The following is a 19907-nucleotide window of genomic DNA, read 5'->3' on the forward strand; positions in this document are numbered from 1 at the left end:
CCTTCCTCAGCGGTCACACTGCTCACAGCCTTCACATGGGTCCATCACAAGCCCTTCACAGCAGGGCATGACGCGACCAAGTACCGCAATTCCGACATGCGGCGGCCCTCGGGGGGACGCGCTCTGTGAGAAGGACCACAGCGGCGCGCCGGGGGGCGTCGCCCACGCTCTCGAAAGGGCGATTCATGGGGGAACGCACCCGCGTCCGGAGTCATCCGGCGCGCACTCTGACACGCCGTCTGGCGTTGTCGGCGGCCGTCACCGGCCTGCTGCTCGGCGCCGTCGGCCCGGTCTCGGCGGCAGGCTCGCCCGCGTCGGCGGCGACCGACGGCGCGGACGGCTCACCGCTCGCGACCGCCCGTGCCGAGGCGGCCAGGACCGGACAGCCGGTCACCGTGGATCAGCTGACCACTGAGACCTCGGAGACCGTCGCAAACGCCGACGGCACGTTCACGCTGACCACGCATCTCCAGCCGGCCCGCGTCAGCAAGGAGGGTGAGTGGACGGACGTCGACGCCGGCCTGGCTCGGAACTCCGACGGCACCTTCTCCACCAGGGCCACCCCCTCGGCGCTGACCCTCTCGGGCGGCGGCGACGGGCCGCTGGCCACCCTCGTCGACGAGGCCGGGCACCGGCTGTCGTACACGCTCCCGTTCCGCCTGCCCGCCCCGGAGGTGAGCGGTGACAGCGCCCGGTACAGCGATGTGCTGCCGGGAGTCGACCTCAAGGTGACCACCACCGACCAGGGTGGCTTCCACGAGGTTCTGATCGTCCGCGACGCCAAGGCCGCCGCCGATCCCGCCCTCGCCTCGCTCCGGCTGACCACCGCGACGAGCGATGGCATGACGGTGAACGCCGACGGGGACGGCCAGGTGACGGCCACCGCGGCCGACGGCACCGCCCTGTTCAGTTCGCCCACCCCGATGATGTGGGACTCCTCCGGCGCCCAGGTGACTACCCCGGCGCACAAGTCCGGGGCCCGCCGCACCGCCCGCGCGGCGGACACCCCGGCGGAACCGGGCGCCGGCGGTGACACGGCCTCCACCGCGGAACAGCCGGGCAGCGGCGCGCAGGTGAAGCCCATCGGCGTGAGCAGCCGACCAGGCGCGCTCACCCTCACCCCGGACGCCGATCTGCTCGGCGGCAAGGGCACGGTCTGGCCGCTCTACATCGACCCGTACACCAGCCCGATCACGAGCAAGAAGAGCCACTTCATCACCGTCAAGGAGGGCTGCCCCTCCCAGAGCCCCTACGACGACGCGCAGGACAACGGCGAGGGAGTCGGCTACGAGCACTGGCGCAACTGCTTCGGACTCAACCGCGCGTACTACGAGCTCAACATCGGCAACCTCACCAAGTCGATGGAAATCTCCAAGTCCGTCGTGCACCTGACCTCGACCTACGGTGCCTCCTTCGACTGCGACAACGAGACGGGCGTGCGCCTCGCGACGGTGTCGAGCATCAGCAAGAACACCGACTGGGACCACCAGCCGAAGCTCGCCGGCGACGGCTACATCGGCGGCACGCAGAAGGTGAAGAGCTCCAACCTGAGCCAGCACTGCGGCGACCACGACGTCAACTTCAACGTCACGGGCCAGATCAAGAAGCTGGCCGGCAAGGACGACAGCTGGACCTTCGGCCTGTGGGGCAACGAGTCCAAGTCCTCCACCAACTACGACTTCGTGCGGTTCGCGACCAACCCGTACCTGACCACGGTGTTCGACATCCCGCCCTCCGAGCCGGACCGTCTGGGCACCACACCGGCCACGATCAACCCCGCGAGCAACGGCTGCGACGGCGCGGCCGACGGCTGGATCGGTGCGTCCGGACTCGCCGGCGACACCTCCGACATCACGCTGAACGCGCACCTGAACACCGACATGAGCGGGGTCAACCTGCGTGCCCGGTACGAGGTGTGGGACACCAAGACCGCGGACGACGACGGCGGCTCCACCAGCAAGAGCAAGCCGGTGAGCGGCTGGGTCAGCGACGGCGGCACGACCCGGGTCAACATCGGCTTCAAGGTGGCGGACGGCCACCAGTACGGCTGGCACGTGAGGGCCGACGACGACACGCTGATGAGTGGCTGGTCGCCGAACTGCTACTTCAAGATCGACCTCAGCGCGCCGAGCATCCCGTCCTTCACCGACTCGGCCGGCTTCCCGCCGCTCGGTGCCGACCAGGAGCCCACCGGCCACGCCGGTGACCAGGGCGTCAAGGTCAAGGTGACGGCGAACGACCCGACGCCCACCGGCTGCACCCGCGGCAGCTGCGTCAGCAGCGGCATCGACCGGTTCGAATACTCCCTGGACGCCAACATCCCGGGCAGCGGCGCGGCCAAGGTGGACGCCGTCGCCGGTTCCGGCGGCACCGCCACCGCGGAGGTCCCGATCGTGCTGAGCGCCGCTCAGTGGGGCGCGCACACGCTCTACGTACGGGCGGTCGACAACGCGGGCAACACCCAGGGCACCGTGGGGCAGTACAGCTTCTTCGCCCCCTGGAACCCCAAGACCAAGGTCACCGCCGGTGACCTCGACGGCGACGCCGTCCCCGATCTCGCCGCCCCCACCCGCGACGGCGACCTCGTCCTGGTCCCCGGCAACGCCGATCCGGCGGCTCCGCCCAGCACGATGTCGACCAAGGCGCAGAGCCCGGACGGCACCGGCTGGGACAACTACCTGGTCGCCCACCGCGGCACAGCCACCGGCAGCAATGTCGACGACCTGTTCGCCTTCAACAAGACGACCCACGAGCTGTACCTCTACGCCAACGACGCCGTCACCCCCGGCGGGAAGGCCGGGCACTTCACCCTGACCCAGAACGTCGTTCCGGTCCGCGACTCGGACTCCTGCCCCGCCAAGGGCTCGGACGGCACCTGGGACCACGTCACGCAGATCCTGGCGCCCGGCAAGCTGGCCCAGTACGCGGACGTTCCCGACCTGATCACCGTCGACAAGGGCGAACTCTGGTACTACCCGGGGACGTTCCAGGCCGGCTGCAACCTCGGCCAGGGCGTGAAGATCGGTACCGGTGACTGGTCCGACACCACCCTGCTCGCCCCCGGCACCGTGGGCGGCGTGCCCACCCTGTGGGTCCGCGACAACGCCACCGGCGCGGTCAGCAGCTACCCGCTGACCTTCTCCGCAGGGGTCCCGACCAGCAAGCTGGCCGCCCCGCGGCATGCACCGCTGGTCTCCGGCGTGCTCGACGCCGACAACAAGAACCTCTGCCTGGACATCGCCAAGTCCGCCACCGCCAACGGAACCCCGGCGCAGATGTACACCTGCAACGGCACCGACGCCCAGAACTTCGCCCTGGGTACCGACCACACCGTGCACGTGCTGGGCAAGTGCCTGGACGTCACCAAGGGCGACACCGACAACGGCACGCTGGTGCAGCTCTACCAGTGCAACAACACCGGCTCCCAGGAATGGACCCCCGGCCCCTACCCGGGCACGCTCAAGAACCCGCAGTCCGGCCGCTGCCTCGCCGACCCGGCGGGCAACCGCAACCCCCGCACCCAGGTGGTCATCTGGGACTGCAAGAACATCGCCGACCAGAAGTGGGCCGCCACCAGCGGCGCGCTGCCCGCCGCCCAGCCGGTGCTCCCGGTCGGCGTCGGCGAGCAGGAGTACCCCACCGCCGCCTCCCCGGGCGACGTGCAGGGCACCGGCTTCCCGGCGCTGTACGCCGCCTCCCGCTCCGGCCGGATGATCGAGTATCCGGGCGCCGCGGCCGACGGCGGCCTGGCACAGTTCACAGCCCCGGTGAGCATCGGTCACGTCCACCGGCCGGCCGACTGGTGGAAGCTGGACGGCACCGCGGACCGCATCCGCCCGGCCAACAGCCTCACCCTCAACGGGGGTGCCACCGTGACCGCCGACGCCGCCCGGGGCAGCGCGCTCGCCCTCAACGGCAGCACCGGCTACGCGGCCACCTCCGGTCCCGTGCTCGACACCAGCCGCAGCTACACCGTCTCGGCCTGGGCCAACCTCAGCAGCCTGACCGCGAACTCCACCTTCGTCTCGCAGTCCGGCACCAGCGCCAACGGCCTCCAGCTGTACTACTCCAGCGGCGCGCACGCCTTCGCCTTCGGCCACGCCCACGCGGACGACACCGACGGCAAGTTCACCAGCGCCTACGGACCCACCACGGGAGCGCAGAGCCCCAAGACCAACACCTGGTTCCACCTGGTGGGTGTCTTCGACGCCGACACGCAGCAACTCCGTCTCTACGTCAACGACGACCTGGCCGACACCGCCTCCTACGAGGGCACGGTCTGGAACGCGACGGGGCCGCTGCAGATCGGGCGCCGCATCTTCCAGGGCGCCTACGGGGAGTACACCGCCGGCAAGGTGGCCGACGTCCAGCTCTTCACCGAGGCCCTCACCCCGGGCGGGGTGGCCTCACTCGGCCGGAACCGCCCGGTTCCGACCCAGCTCTCCTGAGCCGGGGTTTTCACACGCAGGGGCCCGCCACTCCCGGAAGGGGGCGGCGGGCCCCTGCGCTCAGGCCGTAGCAGTCTCGGGCTCGAACGCCTAGAAATGAGCTCACCAGGCATCGAACCGGCTGCAACGGCGAGTTCTACCGGAGCCGGCCGTGAACCGGTCCATCGATGGATGTACGGGCGGTGCGGGAGATGCTCCTGCGGTGGCCGAACCTACGTCGTCGAAACCGGAGGACGCCGCCTCACCCGCAACGCGACAAGATGGGCCTTCGATCCGGAGGAGGCCTGGGATGGGTTATGACCTGCACGCAGTGATCGCCGAGGAGGAGGTGCTGCGCAGCGCGGCACAGGGCCTGACTGCCGCCCGGTTGGCGTCGATCGGGCAGGGCCTGTCGCTGATGCCGATGGCAGGTGCCCTGTTCGATTCCCTCGCAGATGGCAGCGGTACAGGCGTGTTGGGGTTCTGGCGGTTGGCAGGCTTCGACAAGGTCCTCGCTGAGTCGTCGGTCCGTGGGCCTGTGGCCTATGTGGAAGCTGAGTACTTCGGCGGAGTGGGTGAGCAGCGGGCTGCCGTATGGGACGACGGGATCATTGTGCTGGGACCGCTCCATGTCGGGGAGGGGCGGCCCTTTCCGCCCGCCGGCAGCCCGATCTCTCAAGCGCTACGGCGGTTGGGCGCAGCGGCCAGTTCCGAAGAAGACGAGTTCTCGGCCGTGGGGTTGCACCGGCATCGACACAGCGAGGCGTGGATTGCCTGACGGGCTTCCCAAGGCAGTTGGGTCAGCGGGTGCGGATCCAGATCGTCTTCTCGCGGGTCCACTGGTCGAAGGCGTTGGTCGATTTCTCCGCGCCGCCGAATCCGGATTGCTTCCAGCCGCCGAAGGGTGTGGTGATGTCGCCCTCGCTGTAGGAGTTGACGGAGACCACGCCGGCCTGGATGCCGCGTGCCAGGCGGAGGGCTGTGTCGAGCTCGCGGGTCCATACCGAGGCGGCGAGGCCGTATTCGGTGGCGTTTGCCAGGTGCAGGGCCTCGTCTTCGGAGGTGAAGGTCTGGACGGTGACGACGGGGCCGAACAGTTCCTTGGTCAGGACGTCGCTGCCTTCGGGGGCGTGGGTGATCACGGTGGGCGGGTAGTAGGCGCCGCGCTGGGGCAGGCCGTGCGGCAGGCCCCTGGTGTGGATACGGGCTCCGTCGGCCCGGGCGGCATCCACCGCCGCCGCGACCCGGTCGAAGGCCGTCCGGTTGATCAGTGGGCCCAGCTGTGTGCGAGGGTCCGCCGGGTCGCCGATGACCAGGCGTCCGGCGGCGGTTGTGAAGCGGTCGAGAACCTCGTCGGCGATGCTGTGGTGGACCAGGACGCGGGAACCGGCCGTGCAGTTCTGTCCCATCGTCAGGAACGCGGCCTCGATCATGTGGTCGATGAGCTCGTCGCCGTAGGAGAGTGCGTCGGGCATCAGTAGTTGGGGGCTCTTGCCGCCCATCTCCAGTGAGACGCGCTTGAAGTTGGTGTCGGCGGCGTCCTTGAGGATGCGGCGTCCGGTGTCCGTGGAGCCGGTGAAGGAGAGGGCGCCTACTACTGGGTTGCGGGCCAGGGCGGTGCCGGTGATCGAGCCGTGGCCGGTCAGGACCGTGAGGACCCCCTCGGGCAGGCCCGCCTCGGCGGCCAGTTCTGCCAGGTGCAGCGCCGAACGCGGGGTCGCCTCCGCGGGCTTGACCAGCAGACTGTTGCCCGCCGCCAGCGCCGGGCCGACCTTCCACGCGGTCATGGCCAGCGGGTAGTTCCAGGGCAGGATCGCCGCGACCACCCCGACCGGTTCCCGGGTCATGAGGCCCAGGCCGTCCGCTCCGCCGGGGGCGATCCTGCCGAACACCTTGTCGGCCGCTTCGGCGAACCAGCGGATCGACTCGACGGCGGAGGGAACGTCACCGGTCAGGCATTCCGTGATCGGCTTTCCCGCGTCCTCGCTGTCCAGCCGGGCCAGGATCCTCGTGTCGCGTTCCATCAGGTCGGCCAGTCGCAGCAGCACCGCACTGCGCTCCCGGACCGGCAGCCCGGACCACACTCCGGATGCGAAGACCTGCTCGGCCCGATCGGCGGCCTTGGTGACGTCCTCGGCACTCGTGGCGGGCACGGTGGTGATCAGTTCGCCGGTGGCCGGGTTGACGACCTTCAGCGTCGCGGGGCTCTCGACTGCGGTCTGTGCGGTGAGTCTGTCCACTGCGGTCATTTCTCCTCCACCAGTTCCCAGCGTCCGCCGGTCTGCCGAGCCAGCCCCCGGCGGCGCAGCTCCTCCAGATAGCGGGCCATGCCGCGCTCCCCTCTGCGCCGGAACAGCGGGAAGACCTTCGGCAGCAGGTTCGGCGCCAGCAACGCGAACCGCACGAGGCGGGACTCGCCGGGCCGGGGGTAGGCCTCCAGGCGAGGCTTGTCGAGCAGGCTCACCACGGCCGCGACGACGTCGGCGGGCTGCTGCGGCGGGTCCTGGAACTGCATGGAGTTCCCGCCGTCCACGGCTTCCTGGCGCAGCATCCTGGTGTCGGTCGCCGACGGCAGCACCGATCCGGCCAGGATTCCCTTGCTCCTCAGGTCGAGCCCGAGTGCGAGCATCGCGCCACGCAGCCCGAACTTCGAAGCCGTGTAGATCGGGGTCTCCCCCAGCGGGAAGATCCCGCCCAGGGACACGGTGGTCACCACACGGGCGTCTTGGGAGGCCCGCAGCAGCGGGATCGCGATCCGGGTGGCGACCAGTGGCGAGGTCAGATTGAGGGTGATCTCCTGCTCGATGCTCTCGACGCTGCGTACGTCGAAGCGCTCGGCGCTGGTCATGCCCACGTTGTTGACGAGGACGTCAAGGCGGCCGTACGCGTCGGCGACCTGGTCGAAGAGGTGCTCCACCTGCGCGCGGTCGATGAGGTCGCAGCCGAGAGCGGTGTGGCCGGTGCCGGGAAGCTCGGCGGCGACGCGCTTGGCGCGGGCCTCGTCGATGTCGACGACCACGCAGCGGGCGCCGCCGCCGGCGAATCGGTGGCACATCGCGCTGCCGATCCCGCCGGCGCCACCGGTCACCAGCATGACCTTGTCCCGGAAGTCGAAGCCGCTCACGACGCCGCCCCCACGCTCCGCAGGGACCGCACGCGCGGCGGCCGGCCCTCGGTGCGCCAGCCCATCTCCGCGGCGACCTTGGCGAGGTGCTTCACGAGGGCCCCGCTGTCGACGTAGCCGGTGTGCCGGGGCGAGTCGACGAACTTGAGGCCGCCCGACAGGTCCGGGCGGTCGGTGCGGATCAGGGCCGCGAAGCGCTCCGCGTTCGGCAGCCCCTGCGCCACGTCGTCGATGTGCCCGGCGATCAGCTGGGCCTGGGTGTCGAAGAGCCTGTACGCGCCGGAGTTGGTCTCGACGAAGCCGACCCCGAACAGGCCCTGGTGTTCGCGGGAGAACGACGACAGGTACAGGTCGGGGTGCTGCTCGTCGCCGAAGTACTTCTGCGCGACCGGCACTTGGTGGACGTAACCGGTGGCCAGCAGGATCAGGTCGAAGTCGTCGCGTGTGCCGTCCGTGAAGTGGACCGTGCTGCCCTCGGTGCGGGCGATCCCCGGCCTGGCGGTGATGTCGCCGTGCTGGAGGTGGTGGATCAGCATCGAGTTGATCGCGGGGTGGGTCTCGAAGAGTTTGTGGTCCGGCTTTTGCAGGCCCAGGCGCGTCGGGTCGCCGTTGATGATCCGCAGGAGGGTGCCGAAGACCCGCTGGGCCAGCCACATCGGCAGGTGGGGCCCGTCGTTCGCGATGGTGTCCACGGGCCGGCCGAAGAGGTGCTTGGGGATGAACCAGTAGCCGCGGCGCATGCTGATCACCGCGTGGTCCGCACTGCGGGCCGCGTCGCACGCGATGTCGCAGCCGGAGTTCCCGGCGCCCACGACCAGGACGCGCTTACCGCGCAGTTCCTCCGCGCTGCGGTAGCCGACCGTGTGGCGGACCTCGCCGGTGAAGTGGCCCGGCAGTTCAGGGACGTTGGGATGCCACTGGGCCCCCGTACACACCACGACCTGGCCGTGCACGGTCTGCAGTCCGTCGGTCCGGGTGACCGTCCAGGTGCCGTCGGCGTTCTTTTCCACGCTTTCGACCTCGACGCCGAACTGGATGCGCTCCGTCAGTCCGTAGGCGTCGGCGAAAGACGTCAGGTACGAGAGGATCTGCCGGTGCGGCGGATAGTCGGCGAATTCGTCGGGCATCGGAAATCCCCCGAAGCCCGAGAGGGTTTTGCTGGAGATGAAATGGGCCGACTCGTACATCGGGCTGCCGGGATTGTCGATGTCCCAGATACCGCCCGGGCCGGTGTGCCGCTCAAGATGCGTGTACGGCAGGTTCCGCTCCGTCAGGGCTCTGGCGACCGCGAGCCCGGCAGGACCCGCTCCGATCACGCAGGTGTCGTACTGGATTTTTCCCATGAGGCGGATCCCTTTTCTATCGGTTCGCAGGCCCGTTCCTGAAGGCGTGGAGGGCTGAAGGGTTGAAGAGCTGAAGGACTGACGGAATGACGGAATGACGGACTGAGGGGAACTTATTCATCTGCGGTTCAGCGGGAAATGGTCCGTGCGGTCACAGAGGGGGCTTGGGCGGCCATGCGAAAGACCGCGCGGTCGCCAGGAGCGCGAGGACGAGTGCGCCCGGTATCGCGTAGGCGAGGCGGAAATGGCCGGTGGACCCGAGGATTCCGCTGGCGGCCCCGCCCGCGAGCACCCCCGCGTAGTTGAAGACGTTCATACGGGCCAGGACCGCTTCGGTCGCCCCCGGTCGCAGGCGTCCGGCGGAGGCGAGGCACAGGGGGACGAGGGCGGAGACCCCGAGCCCGGTGCATGCGGCGGCCAGGGCCGCGTACGGCCAGGCGGGGGCGGCCGCCAGTCCGGCCAGGGCGGCGGCGGTGAGCAAGGTGGCGGTACGAATCACGGCCACCGGGCCGATGGTGCGTACGAGACGGTCGGCGCAGGCCCGCCCGGTGACGGTGCCCACCTGGTAGGCCGCGTAGGCCAGGGGTGCGAGGGACAGGGCGGTGTCCAGGGTCTGGTGGAGGTACAGCGTCGACCACGACGAGACCGTGGAGTCGATGACATAGGCGACCAGGAGGACCAGACCGAACGGGGTGAGTGTCACCCACAGTCCGCGGCCGGGCGCGACGGACTCCCCGGAGGACTCCCCATGGTCGGACACGGTGAGGGGTGAGTCGGTGGGCAGCTCGTGCGTGCGGACGGTCAGGGCGAGGGCCAGGACAAGCCCGGCCTGGGCGGTCAGCGTGTACTCGGCGGGCCAGCCGATGCGCGCGGTGCCCGCGGTCAGCAGCGCGGCCGCGATGCCGGCAGCGCTCCAGGCCGCGTAGAAGGAGGCGAAGATGCTCCGGCCGTAGTGGCGTTCGACGGCCGCGGCCCGGGTGTTCGCCGACACGTCGATGCAGCCCAGCGCCATGCCGAACAACGCGTAGGACACGGCGACGACTGCCTGGCCGGGAGCCCAGCCGATCAGCAGCAGGGCCGCGGCGGTCGCCACGACGGCGGCCCGCATCGCGGCGACCAGCCCCACACGCCGGATCACGGCCAGTCCGGCGAAGCTGCCGACGCCCGCGCTCAGCGCGACGGTCACGACGAGCACGGTCATCGTCAGCAGCGAGAGCGCGAGACGTTCCTTGACGGCGGGCACCGTGGTGGACACCGCGGCCACCGCCGCTCCCTGGGCGGCGAACACCGTCGCCACGGCCCTTCGGGCCGACGCGTGGGGGCTGCCGCGCGCGGATCGTCGCCGGGCCGGGGTCTGAACAGGTGCGGTCATGGTGAGCCTTCGTTCGTTGCACCGGCGCGAGAGCGCGCAACGGGCGGATTCCGCAAAAGGTAGGGACGGCGAGAAGACCCTGTGCAGCGCGCCGGGGGCCGAAAAGGGGGCTCCGGCGGCCACACCCGCGACAGGCGGGGCCCGGCTGCTTACAGTGATGCGAGAAACGCCCTGGTGGGCGAGAAACACCCTGGTGAGAGGGGACGCGATGCCCGAAGCTCCCGCCCCGGTCACATCGCCCGGAACGAGCCGCAGCACCTCGGCCACCATCGCGCCGAACATCCTGCGCTACCTCGTCCGGGTCGCCGGCGAGTCCGGCGTGGACCTGCAACCGCTGCTGACCCGGGCGGGGCTGGACCCGACGGTGATGGGCTCCGCCGCGCTGCGGGTCTCCTACCGGCAGGGCAGCGACGTCATCCGCCAAGCGGTGCGGCTGACCGGCGACGAGCACCTGGGGCTGCGGGTCGGCGCGGCGCAGCACCTCACCGCATGGGGGCTGATCGGCCTGGCCATGATGGCCTCCGACACTCTTCAGGACGCCATCGAGACGGGCGTGCGCTATCAGAACGTCTCCGGGGCGATGACGGTGTGGTCCGCCCGCTGGGAGGACGCGGGCTATGTGCTGCGCGCCGACCTGCCGGACCCCGCGCTGGATCCGACGGTCGCCGTCTTCCTGACCGAGGAGGCGTACTCCAGCGTCGTCACCCTCACCCGGCTGAGTGTCGGCGCCGTGTTCGCCCCGCAGGCGGTCGAGTTCGCCTTTCCCGCCCCGCGCGACACCCGCCCCTTCGACGACCTGTTCCGCTGCCCCCTGCGCTTCGGCGCCGCCGGCAACCGCATGGTCTTCCCGGCCCGGTGGGCCCGTACGGCCATGCCGGGCCGGGACCCCATCACCTACGCCTCGGTGCTGGAGGTGCTGGAGAAGGAGACGGCCTCACGGCGCGACCAGCAGGACCTCCTGGAGGTGCTGGAGATCTCCATCGCGCAGAGCCTTCCTGCCGTCCCCTCCTTCACCGAGCAGGCCCGCAGACACGCCTCCAGCGAACGCACCCTGCGCCGCCGCCTGGCCGACTGCGGCACCACATATGAGGCGATCGTCGACGGAGTCCGTCGTGAGCAGGTCGAACAGCTCCTACGGCGCCCGGAACTGACGCTCCGTGACATCACCCGCCAGGCGGGCTTCGCCGACGTGAGCGCCCTGCGCCGTGCCGTGCGCCGCTGGCACGGACTGACCCCGCTCGAGCTGCGCGCCGGGCTGCTGCGGCGGGAGACGCCGACCGGCCCACCCGAGCGGGGCGCCGGACCCTAGCCGTGTCACTCGGCTGCCCGGGTGGCGTAGCCGGGAGACGTGGGGCGAGCTCCGAGCAGGTGGTGGGTCAGGGCCGGCAGGACGCCCGGGGACCAGCCATGGGGCGGCCACCGCATTGAATCGATTCATAGGATGGTGGCGCTCTCCCGAACCCCCGGCGCACGTAAAGGGATTGGACAGGAGTCGGCCGCCCCGGCACGTCAACTTCTCGGCCGGCCAAGGCACTTCCGGTCCGCCGAACGGTCCGGTCGCGCCGTTGTTCGGTCGCCACCGGGCAGGACCGGACACTTCCTCCCGACGCGCCGGCGGCGTGCATACGGTCCGGACACGCAGGCGGGTCGCCACCACCGGCCCGCGCACTCAACGGCACACACAAGGAGGCGCTGTGGCGAGTGTGGAAGTGTCACTCAAGGAGATGATGGCCGGGATCGAAGGAGCCCTGGGAGCTGCCGTCGTCGACTACACCAGCGGAATGGCGCTGGGCACGCTCGGCGGAAGCAAGGACCTGGACCTGACCGTCGCCGCGGCCGGCAACACGGATGTCATCCGGGCCAAGGTCCGCACCATGGAGCAGCTGGGTCTCAAGGGCAAGATCGAGGACATCCTGATCACACTGGACCGCCAGTACCACGTGATCCGCCTGGTGACCGGTCGTACGGGCAACGGGCTGTTCCTCTACCTCGTCCTCGACAAGGCCCGATCGAACCTGGCGATGGCCCGCCACCAACTCAAGCGGGTGGAGGAGGCGATCGAGATCTAGCAGGCCCGAGGACCCCGGCGGCTTCGCCTGCCCATCATGTGAAGACTTCTTCAAGTCACCACATCAGCATGGTTCCAATCTGCGTTCCTGCCGGGTCCGCGGCGTGAAGGATCGGCATCCGAGGCGGTCTGCGGTGCGGCGGTGTCCTCGGACGCCGTCGCACCGCGGCGGCCGCAGTCCCATCCACCCGAACAGGAGCGAGCATCCATGCAGGCCCCCCTCTACCAAGTGAAGGCGGAGTTCTTCCGCATGCTCGGCCACCCCGTACGCATCAGGGTGCTGGAACTCCTCCAGCACGGGCCGGTGTCCGTAAGGGACCTGCTGGCCGACATCGAGATCGAGCCGTCCAGCCTGTCCCAGCAGCTTGCCGTCCTGAGGCGCTCCGGCATCATCGTGTCGATACGGGAGGGCGCCACCGTCCGCTATGCGCTCGCCGGCGGAGACGTCGCCGAACTGCTGCGCGCCGCCCGGCGGATCCTCACCGAGCTCCTCACCGGCCAGAACCAGCTCCTCACCGAACTCCAGCAGGCCGACGCCCCGGCCACGCTGCACACCACCCGATGACTCGTGATCGGATACGGGTCCTCACTCCGCGTCGGCGACGACCGACCCGACCCGCTCCGCCAGGCCCGGATCGCGGCGGACCAGCAGGGTCGCGTAGCCCAGCGAGAGCAGCAGGGCGACCAGCGCCGCGACGGGGAACCAGTTGTACGGCGCGGGCTGGCCGGGCTTGGCCAGGTAGTACAGCGGGACCAGGATGGCCAGCGCGCCGAGGGCCGGCAGTACCAGGTGGCGGCCGGTGCGGAACTCCTGCGGCCGGTAGCGGCGGTAGTACAGCGGCAGCGCGATGTTGGACGCGAGGTAGACCAGCAGGATCAGGATGGAGCCCAGGCTGGAGGACTCGGTGAAGAAGACGACGGGGTTCATCGGGCCGCCGTCGGCGCCGAGCAGATGGCCCAGCCCCCAGCCGCCGATGATCAGCAGGGAGATGGCGGCGAAGGTGACGATCGCGTTGTTCGGCGTACGGCGCGTGGGGTGGACGTAGCCGAAGAAGGACGGCAGCAGTCCCTCGCGTCCGGCGTTGAACACCAGACGGGCCTGGGAGTTGATGCCCGCGATCAGCACGCCGAGGGTGGAGGTCAGACCGCCGAGGTAGGCGAGGAAGGCCAGCGCGCCCAGGGTGTGATGGGCGACGTCGATGAACGGGATGCGTGCCTCGCCGATCCGGGCGACGTCGTAGTCGAAGCCGGTGACGGTGGCGTAGGAGAAGAGGATGTAGCTCACGGTCATGATCCCGATGGAGGAGAAGACGGCGCGGCCGACGTTGCGCCGGGGGTTCTCCGTCTCCTCGGCCAGGGCCGCGGAGTTCTCCCAGCCGATGAAGAGGTAGACCGCGAGGGGGAAGCCCGCCGCCAGGCCCCTGAGGCCGTGGTGGATGTGGTCGGGCTGGAACGGGGCGGCGGAGAGGTTGCCGTGGTGTTCGACGAGGGCGGCGACCGAGACCACCACGAGCACGAGCATCTCGACGCCGAAGAAGTAGCCGGCCCACTTGGTGGAGACCACCACCCCGCGCAGCATCAGGACCACCGACAGTCCGGTCAGCAGCAGGGTCCAGATGATCCAGGGCAGGTCGACTCCGGTGTAGTGGTGCAGGGTGATCTGCACGAAACCGCCGGAGATCGCGATGACGGAGGCCATCGCGATGATGTAGCCGAGCACGGCCAGCAGGGCCGTGGTCACCGCGCTGACCGGCCCGAAGGTCTTGCCCACGAAGGTGATGAAGCTGCCCGCGGAGGGGTGCGCGCGGGAGAACTGGGCGAGCGTGTTGCCCAGCAGCGCGACCGCGACGCCCGCGGCGAGGATGGTCAGCGGGGACGCGACACCCGCGGTGGTGGACAGGAAGGCGAAGCCGAAGAAGAAGCTCATGGCCGGGCCGACGTTGGCCATGGTGGCGGCGGCGATGTCGGCCATGCCGAGCACGCCCCCGCGCAGCCGCTGGGGCGTGCCGCCGACGGCGCCCGGCGTCGGCGGCGGGCCGACGGCTTTGGGGTCGGGCATGGCGGCGGCTCCTTCTGATCCGGTGCGGTGGTGCGAGCGATACGCGGGGGATGTCAGCCGGGGTGGATGTGCTGGTGTGCCTTCACCGCCTGTACGGCCGGGTCCAGCGCGCCACGGCCGAGTTCGGTGAGCAGGTCGGCGTGGCAGCGGTTGCGTGCCCGTACGGCGGCGAGGTCCGGGGCGGGCTGGACCAGGCACAGTCTGCCCAGGAGGTCGGCGGTCAGTTCGCGGACGCCTGCGCCGCCGAGTGCCTCGGCGAGGTCGAGGTGGAAGCGGGTCTCCAGCCTCAGCAGATGTCCGGGGTCGTCGGTCAGGTCCATCTCGTCGACCAGCGCCTGCAGCCCGTCGAGCCGGCCGTCCGGTACCTCGCCCGCACCGTGTGCCACCAGGCCGCACTCCAGCAGCAGGTGGAAGGCGCTCAGCGAGGCCGCCTCGCCCTCGTCGTACAGCGCCGGGACGATCGTGTCCCAGCCCTGGGCGACGAAGGTGCCGCCGGTCCGGCCGCGCCGGCGGTCGAGCAGGCCGTCCTGGCACATGGCCTCCAGCGCGCGCCGCACGGTGATCTCCCCGATGCCCAGCTCCTCGGCGAGGACACCGGCGTCGGGCAGCCGGTCCCCCGGCGAGACGGAGGTCAGGCGCACCTGCAGGGCGATCCGGGAGCGGACGAGTTCCGCGCCGGTCTGGCCGCGGCCGGGCAGCACTCGGGCGTCGTGCACACCGGCGGCCGACGCCGGTGCCGGCTGGCCGTAGGGCCCGAACTTGCCCGCTGCATTCACCACGACGTCACCTTAACGGCCTGCTGAGCGGGGATTACGGCGGGCGGTGGAGCAGTGGCCCGTGCGCGCTCGGATGCATGCTCGGAAAATAGAGCATGGTGAACAGTTAAACAAGACTGTTCTTTTGGATCGTACTGAACTAATTTCCGGGTCACCGTCCCCGCTCCTCTCTTGGATGTGTGATGACCTCAACGCTCACCCAGAGTCCGCCCTCCGAGCCCGGTCTCAAGGCCGGCCTGAAGAACCGCCATCTGTCGATGATCGCCATCGGCGGTGTCATCGGCGCCGGCCTGTTCGTCGGCTCCGGCTCCGGCATCGCCGCCGCGGGCCCCGGCATCCTCATCTCCTACGCCCTGGTCGGCGTCCTGGTCGTCCTCGTCATGCGGATGCTGGGCGAGATGGCCGCGGCCAACCCCACCTCGGGCTCCTTCTCCGCGTACGCCGACCGGGCGCTCGGCCGCTGGGCCGGGTTCACCATCGGCTGGCTGTACTGGTTCTTCTGGGTCGTGGTGCTCGCCGTCGAGGCGACCGCCGGCGCGAAGATCCTGGCGGGCTGGATACCGGCGGTCCCGCAGTGGGGCTGGGCCCTGATCGTCATGGTCGTGCTGACCGCCTCCAACCTGGCCTCGGTCAGCTCCTACGGCGAGTTCGAGTTCTGGTTCGCCGGCATCAAGGTCGTCGCCATCGCCGCGTTCATCGTGGTGGGCGGTCTCGCGATCTTCGGTCTGCTGCCCGGCTCCGACCACCCGGCGTCCGGCTTCTCCAACCTGACCGGCCACGGCGGCTTCCTGCCGAACGGGCCCGGAGCGATCCTCACCGGTGTGCTGATGGTGGTCTTCTCCTTCATGGGCAGCGAGATCGTCACGCTTGCGGCCGGCGAGTCCGCCGACCCGCAGGGCGCGGTCACCAAGGCCACCAACAGCGTGATCTGGCGTATCGCGGTGTTCTACCTGGGCTCGATCCTGATCGTCGTGTCGCTGCTGCGCTGGGACGACCCGGCCATCCTCAAGGACGGCTCCTACGTCGCCGCGCTGAGCTCCATCGGCATCCCGCACGCGAGCCAGATCATGAACGCCATCGTGCTGACCTCGGTGCTGTCCTGTCTCAACTCCGGCCTGTACACCGCCTCGCGCATGGCCTTCTCGCTGGCCCGGCGCAGTGACGCCCCGGCCTCCTTCGGCCGCACCACGCGGCGCGGTGTGCCGCAGGCGGCCATCCTGGCCTCGGTGGTCTTCGGCTTCGTCGCGGTCGCCTTCAACTACCTGTGGCCGGACACGGTCTTCCAGTTCCTGCTCAACTCCTCCGGTGCGATCGCCCTGTTCGTGTGGCTGGTGATCTGCTTCTCGCAGCTGCGGATGCGCAGGATCATCGAGCGGGAGTCGCCGGAGAAGCTCGTCGTCCGGATGTGGCTCTACCCCTACCTGACCTGGGCCACCATCGCCCTGATCACCTTCGTCCTGGGCTACATGCTCACCGACACGGCCGACGGCGGCGGACGCGACCAGGTGGTCCTGTCCACCCTGGTGGCGCTCGGCGTGGTCGTCTTCGCGCTGGTCCGCGAGCGGATCGGCGGGAAGAAGGACGCGCTGGTCCCGTAGGACAGACCTGCTGGTCCCGTGGACCAGCAAACCCCCGAGGGGCGGCAGCAGGGTGCCCCTCGGGGGTCGCCGTGTCTCCTACGCCACCGCCTCCCCGGCGGTGATCCCCGTCGCGTCCGCCGCCCGCTCCTCGAACTGCGTCCGGTACAGCTCCGCATACCGCCCGCCGGCCACCAGCAGTTCCTCGTGCGTGCCCCGTTCCACGATCAGCCCGCCCTCGACCACCAGGATCACGTCCGCCGCCCGCACCGTGGACAGCCGGTGGGCGATCACGACCGCGGTGCGGCCCTCCAAGGCCTCGGCCAGCGCCTCCTGGACCGCGGACTCCGAGGTGTTGTCGAGGTGGGCGGTGGCCTCGTCGAGGATGACCACGCGCTGGCGGGCCAGCAGCAGCCGGGCGATGGTCATGCGCTGGCGCTCACCGCCGGAGAGACGGTAGCCGCGCTCGCCGACGACCGTGTCGAGACCGTCGGGCAGGGACCGTACGAGATCGTCGAGGCGGGAGCGGCGCAGGGCGTCCCACAGTTCGGCCTCGGTGGCGGTGGGGGCGGCCAGCAGGAGGTTGGCGCGGACCGTGTCGTGGAAGAGGTGGCCGTCCTGGGTGACCATGCCGAGGGTGGCGCGCAGGGAGGCGGCGGTCAGGTCGCGGACGTCGCTGCCGCCGACGCGTACGGCGCCCCCGTCGACGTCGTACAGGCGCGGAAGCAGTGCGGCGATCGTCGACTTGCCAGCGCCGGAGGAGCCGACGAGTGCGACGGTCTGGCCCGGTTCGGCGCGGAAGGAGATGCCGTGCAGGACCTCGGCGCCGCCCCGGGTGTCCAGACTCGCCACCTCCTCGAGGGAGGCCAGGGAGACCTTGTCGGCGGACGGGTAGGCGAAGCGGACGTCGTCGAACTCGACGGAGACCGGGCCGTCGGGCACGGTGTGCGCGTCCGGTTTCTCCTCAATGAGGGGCTTGAGGTCGAGCACCTCGAAGACCCGCTCGAAGCTGACCAGGGCGCTCATCACCTCGACGCGCGCCCCGGCGAGCGCGGTCAGCGGCGCGTACATACGGGTCAGCAGCAGCGCCAGCGACACGACCGCACCCGGCTCCAGGCTGCCGCGCAGCGCGAACCAGCCGCCGAGGCCGTAGACCAGGGCGAGGGCCAGCGAGGAGACCAGGGTCAGGGCGGTGATGAACACCGACTGGGCCGTCGCGGTGCGCACGCCGATCTCCGCGACCCGGCGGGCGCGGGCCGCGAACTCCACCGACTCCTCCTCCGGCCGCCCGAAGAGCTTGACGAGCGTGGCGCCCGGGGCGGAGAACCGCTCCGTCATCCGGGTGCCCATCGCCGCGTTGAGTGTCGCCGCCTCCCGCTGCATACGGGCCATGCGGCTGCCCATGCGCCGGGCGGGGATCACGAAGGCCGGGAGCAGCACCAGCGCGAGCAGGGTGATCTGCCAGGACAGCGTCAGCATCACGGCGAGCGTGAGCAGCAGGGTGACCAGATTGCTGACCACTCCGGACAGGGTGTTGCTGAACGCGCGCTGCGCGCCGATCACGTCGTTGTTGAGACGGGAGACCAGCGCTCCCGTACGTGTGCGTGTGAAGAACGCGACCGGCATGCGCTGCACATGATCGAACACAGCCGTGCGCAGATCGAGGATGAGTCCCTCCCCGAGCGTCGCCGAAAGCCTCCTTCCGAGGATGCCGAGGGCCGCCTCCGCGACCGCGATGAGCGCGATGAGCAGGGCCAGGCGTACGACCTTGCCCTCGTCGCCGCCCGACACGATCGCGTCCACGACACGCCCGGCCAGTACGGGCGTTGCGACGGCGAGCAGCGCGGTCACCACCCCGAGCAGCACGAACTGCGCCATGCGCGCGCGGTGCGGGCGGGCGAAGGCGGCGATGCGACGCAGCGTGTCGCGCGCCAGGGGGCGCCGCTCCTGCTCGGCGTTCATGACACTGTGCAACTGCATCCAGGCGGTGGTCTCCATGCTCATGAGAGAGACCGTAGAACCTCAATCAACATTGAGGTCAATGTTTTCCTGACGTCCCCCGCGAAGGACCCGATGACCGTACGCAAGCCGCTGTCCCCGCTTCAGCCGCTGTCCCCGCTTCCGCAACCCGCCGTTGGCACGGCGTGGAAACCCTCTCCGGATGTGACTGCGGTACACCTTCCCCAAGGGCTCCCCCCGGGACGATTCCCCCGACGCGTCCCGGCCCGCTTGCTCCGGCAGATCCTGTGCCTGCTGCCGCTGCTGCTCGTCTCCGTCGTGGCCGTGCAGCACCGCTCGGTCCTCGTCGAGGGCTTCGCTCATCTGCGGGCCGCCGAGTGGCCCTGGCTGCTGGCGGCGGCCGGCGCCACCTGTCTGACCTGGGTGGCGGCCGCCTTCACCCGGCAGGGCGCGGTCGTCGACCGGCTGCCCAGGCGGCGGCTGCTCGCCACCCAGTTCGCGGCGGGCTCGGCCAACCACCTGCTGCCGACCGGCCTCGGCGCGGGCGCGGTCAACCTGCGGTTCATGACCGTGTGCGGGATTCCGCTCGCCCGCTCCTCTGCCGCGCTCGCCCTGTATCTGCTGGCGGAGACGGTCGCCCGGCTGAGCCTGCTGGCCGGGCTGCTGCTCGCCTTCCCGGGCGCGCTGCGCTTCGGCACGCTGCTGCCCGACGGCGCGGTGGGGCCGCTGCTGCTCGCCGTCGCCGCGGCCGTGATCGTGGCTTCAGCCGTCCTGGTCCTCGTACGGCGGCTGCGCACGGCCGCTGTGTCCTTCCTGCGCACGGCACTGTGCGAGCTGCGCTCGGTGCACGCCCGTCCGTCCCGGGCGCTCGCGCTGTGGGGCGGTTCGCTCGCCTTCCCCGCGCTGCAGGCGGCCGGGCTGGTGCTGGTCGGTCTGTCGCTGGGGCTGCCGGTGCCGCCCGTGCACATGGCGGTCGCGTACCTGGCGGCGACGGTCGCCGTCGCGCTGGTGCCGACGCCGGGCGGGCTCGGCTCGGTGGAGGCCGCGCTGGTGGTGGCGCTGGTGGCCGCGGGCGGCCCGGCGGCCGTCGCGACCGCGGTCGTGCTCGCCTACCGGATCATCACGGTGTGGCTGCCGCTGCTGCCGGGCGCGCTGACGCTGGGCGCGCTGGTCCGCCTCAAGGTGATCTGAACCGGTTCCCG

At 70.5% G+C, this 19907-nt stretch carries 14 protein-coding genes; 7 read left to right on the plus strand and 7 right to left on the minus strand.

All coding sequences use genetic code 11. The features are described 5' to 3' along the window. Positions 1 to 185: 185 nt before the first annotated feature. Both ABT254_RS07845 and ABT254_RS07850 read left to right on the plus strand, forming a co-directional pair. Entirely contained in the window at positions 186 to 4448 is a 4263-nt protein-coding gene (locus ABT254_RS07845) for a ricin-type beta-trefoil lectin domain protein (RefSeq protein ID WP_351465119.1), read from the plus strand. Between the two features lie 289 nt (positions 4449 to 4737). After that, entirely contained in the window at positions 4738 to 5205 is a 468-nt protein-coding gene (locus ABT254_RS07850) for a hypothetical protein (protein ID WP_351465122.1), read from the plus strand. A 22-nt stretch (positions 5206 to 5227) separates the two neighbouring features. Here the strand turns inward: ABT254_RS07850 and ABT254_RS07855 are convergent, their stop codons facing one another. The 4 genes from ABT254_RS07855 to ABT254_RS07870 all read right to left on the minus strand — a co-directional run bounded on the left by ABT254_RS07855 (position 5228) and on the right by ABT254_RS07870 (position 10266). Next, positions 5228 to 6676, minus strand: coding sequence for an aldehyde dehydrogenase family protein (locus tag ABT254_RS07855; RefSeq protein WP_351465125.1), 1449 nt, complete (start codon positions 6674 to 6676; stop codon positions 5228 to 5230). Then, the gene (locus tag ABT254_RS07860) at positions 6673 to 7551 is read right to left on the minus strand and encodes an SDR family NAD(P)-dependent oxidoreductase (RefSeq protein WP_351465128.1); all 879 of its coding nucleotides are present in this window, start codon (positions 7549 to 7551) and stop codon (positions 6673 to 6675) included. The genes ABT254_RS07855 and ABT254_RS07860 overlap by 4 nt, the downstream gene beginning before the upstream one ends. Next, a complete protein-coding gene (locus ABT254_RS07865) occupies positions 7548 to 8894 on the minus strand; it encodes a flavin-containing monooxygenase (protein WP_351465131.1) in 1347 nt (448 codons plus the stop codon). The genes ABT254_RS07860 and ABT254_RS07865 overlap by 4 nt, the downstream gene beginning before the upstream one ends. Positions 8895 to 9045: 151 nt before the next feature. Then, positions 9046 to 10266, minus strand: a complete 1221-nt coding sequence (locus ABT254_RS07870; protein ID WP_351465134.1) for an MFS transporter — start codon at positions 10264 to 10266, stop codon at positions 9046 to 9048. 208 nt (positions 10267 to 10474) lie between these two features. Here ABT254_RS07870 and ABT254_RS07875 point away from each other — a divergent pair, with 208 nt between their 5' ends. The 3 genes from ABT254_RS07875 to ABT254_RS07885 all read left to right on the plus strand — a co-directional run bounded on the left by ABT254_RS07875 (position 10475) and on the right by ABT254_RS07885 (position 12899). Beyond that, on the plus strand, positions 10475 to 11575 hold the full coding sequence (locus ABT254_RS07875) for an AraC family transcriptional regulator (RefSeq protein WP_351465137.1): 1101 nt from the start codon (positions 10475 to 10477) through the stop codon (positions 11573 to 11575). Between the two features lie 385 nt (positions 11576 to 11960). Next, entirely contained in the window at positions 11961 to 12335 is a 375-nt protein-coding gene (locus ABT254_RS07880) for a roadblock/LC7 domain-containing protein (RefSeq protein ID WP_351465140.1), read from the plus strand. A 207-nt stretch (positions 12336 to 12542) separates the two neighbouring features. Then, the gene (locus ABT254_RS07885; RefSeq protein WP_351465143.1) at positions 12543 to 12899 is read left to right on the plus strand and encodes an ArsR/SmtB family transcription factor; all 357 of its coding nucleotides are present in this window, start codon (positions 12543 to 12545) and stop codon (positions 12897 to 12899) included. A 21-nt stretch (positions 12900 to 12920) separates the two neighbouring features. Here ABT254_RS07885 and ABT254_RS07890 read toward each other — a convergent pair whose 3' ends face one another. Both ABT254_RS07890 and ABT254_RS07895 read right to left on the minus strand, forming a co-directional pair. Then, on the minus strand, positions 12921 to 14393 hold the full coding sequence (locus ABT254_RS07890) for an APC family permease (protein WP_351465146.1): 1473 nt from the start codon (positions 14391 to 14393) through the stop codon (positions 12921 to 12923). A 53-nt stretch (positions 14394 to 14446) separates the two neighbouring features. Continuing rightward, positions 14447 to 15172 carry a FadR/GntR family transcriptional regulator gene (locus tag ABT254_RS07895; protein ID WP_351465149.1) on the minus strand — a complete coding sequence of 242 codons (726 nt, stop codon included), beginning with the start codon at positions 15170 to 15172 and terminating at the stop codon, positions 14447 to 14449. Positions 15173 to 15351: 179 nt separating this feature from the next. On the opposite strand from ABT254_RS07895, the gene ABT254_RS07900 reads away from it, so the two are divergent. Beyond that, a complete protein-coding gene (locus ABT254_RS07900) occupies positions 15352 to 16767 on the plus strand; it encodes an amino acid permease (RefSeq protein WP_351465152.1) in 1416 nt (471 codons plus the stop codon). A 78-nt stretch (positions 16768 to 16845) separates the two neighbouring features. Here the strand turns inward: ABT254_RS07900 and ABT254_RS07905 are convergent, their stop codons facing one another. Further along, positions 16846 to 18744, minus strand: coding sequence for an ABC transporter ATP-binding protein (locus ABT254_RS07905; RefSeq protein WP_351465593.1), 1899 nt, complete (start codon positions 18742 to 18744; stop codon positions 16846 to 16848). Positions 18745 to 18909: 165 nt separating this feature from the next. On the opposite strand from ABT254_RS07905, the gene ABT254_RS07910 reads away from it, so the two are divergent. After that, positions 18910 to 19896 carry a lysylphosphatidylglycerol synthase transmembrane domain-containing protein gene (locus tag ABT254_RS07910; RefSeq protein ID WP_351465155.1) on the plus strand — a complete coding sequence of 329 codons (987 nt, stop codon included), beginning with the start codon at positions 18910 to 18912 and terminating at the stop codon, positions 19894 to 19896. Positions 19897 to 19907 lie beyond the last annotated feature (11 nt).

This window comes from Streptomyces sp. NPDC001137 (genome assembly GCF_040298885.1).
Classification (GTDB): domain Bacteria; phylum Actinomycetota; class Actinomycetes; order Streptomycetales; family Streptomycetaceae; genus Streptomyces.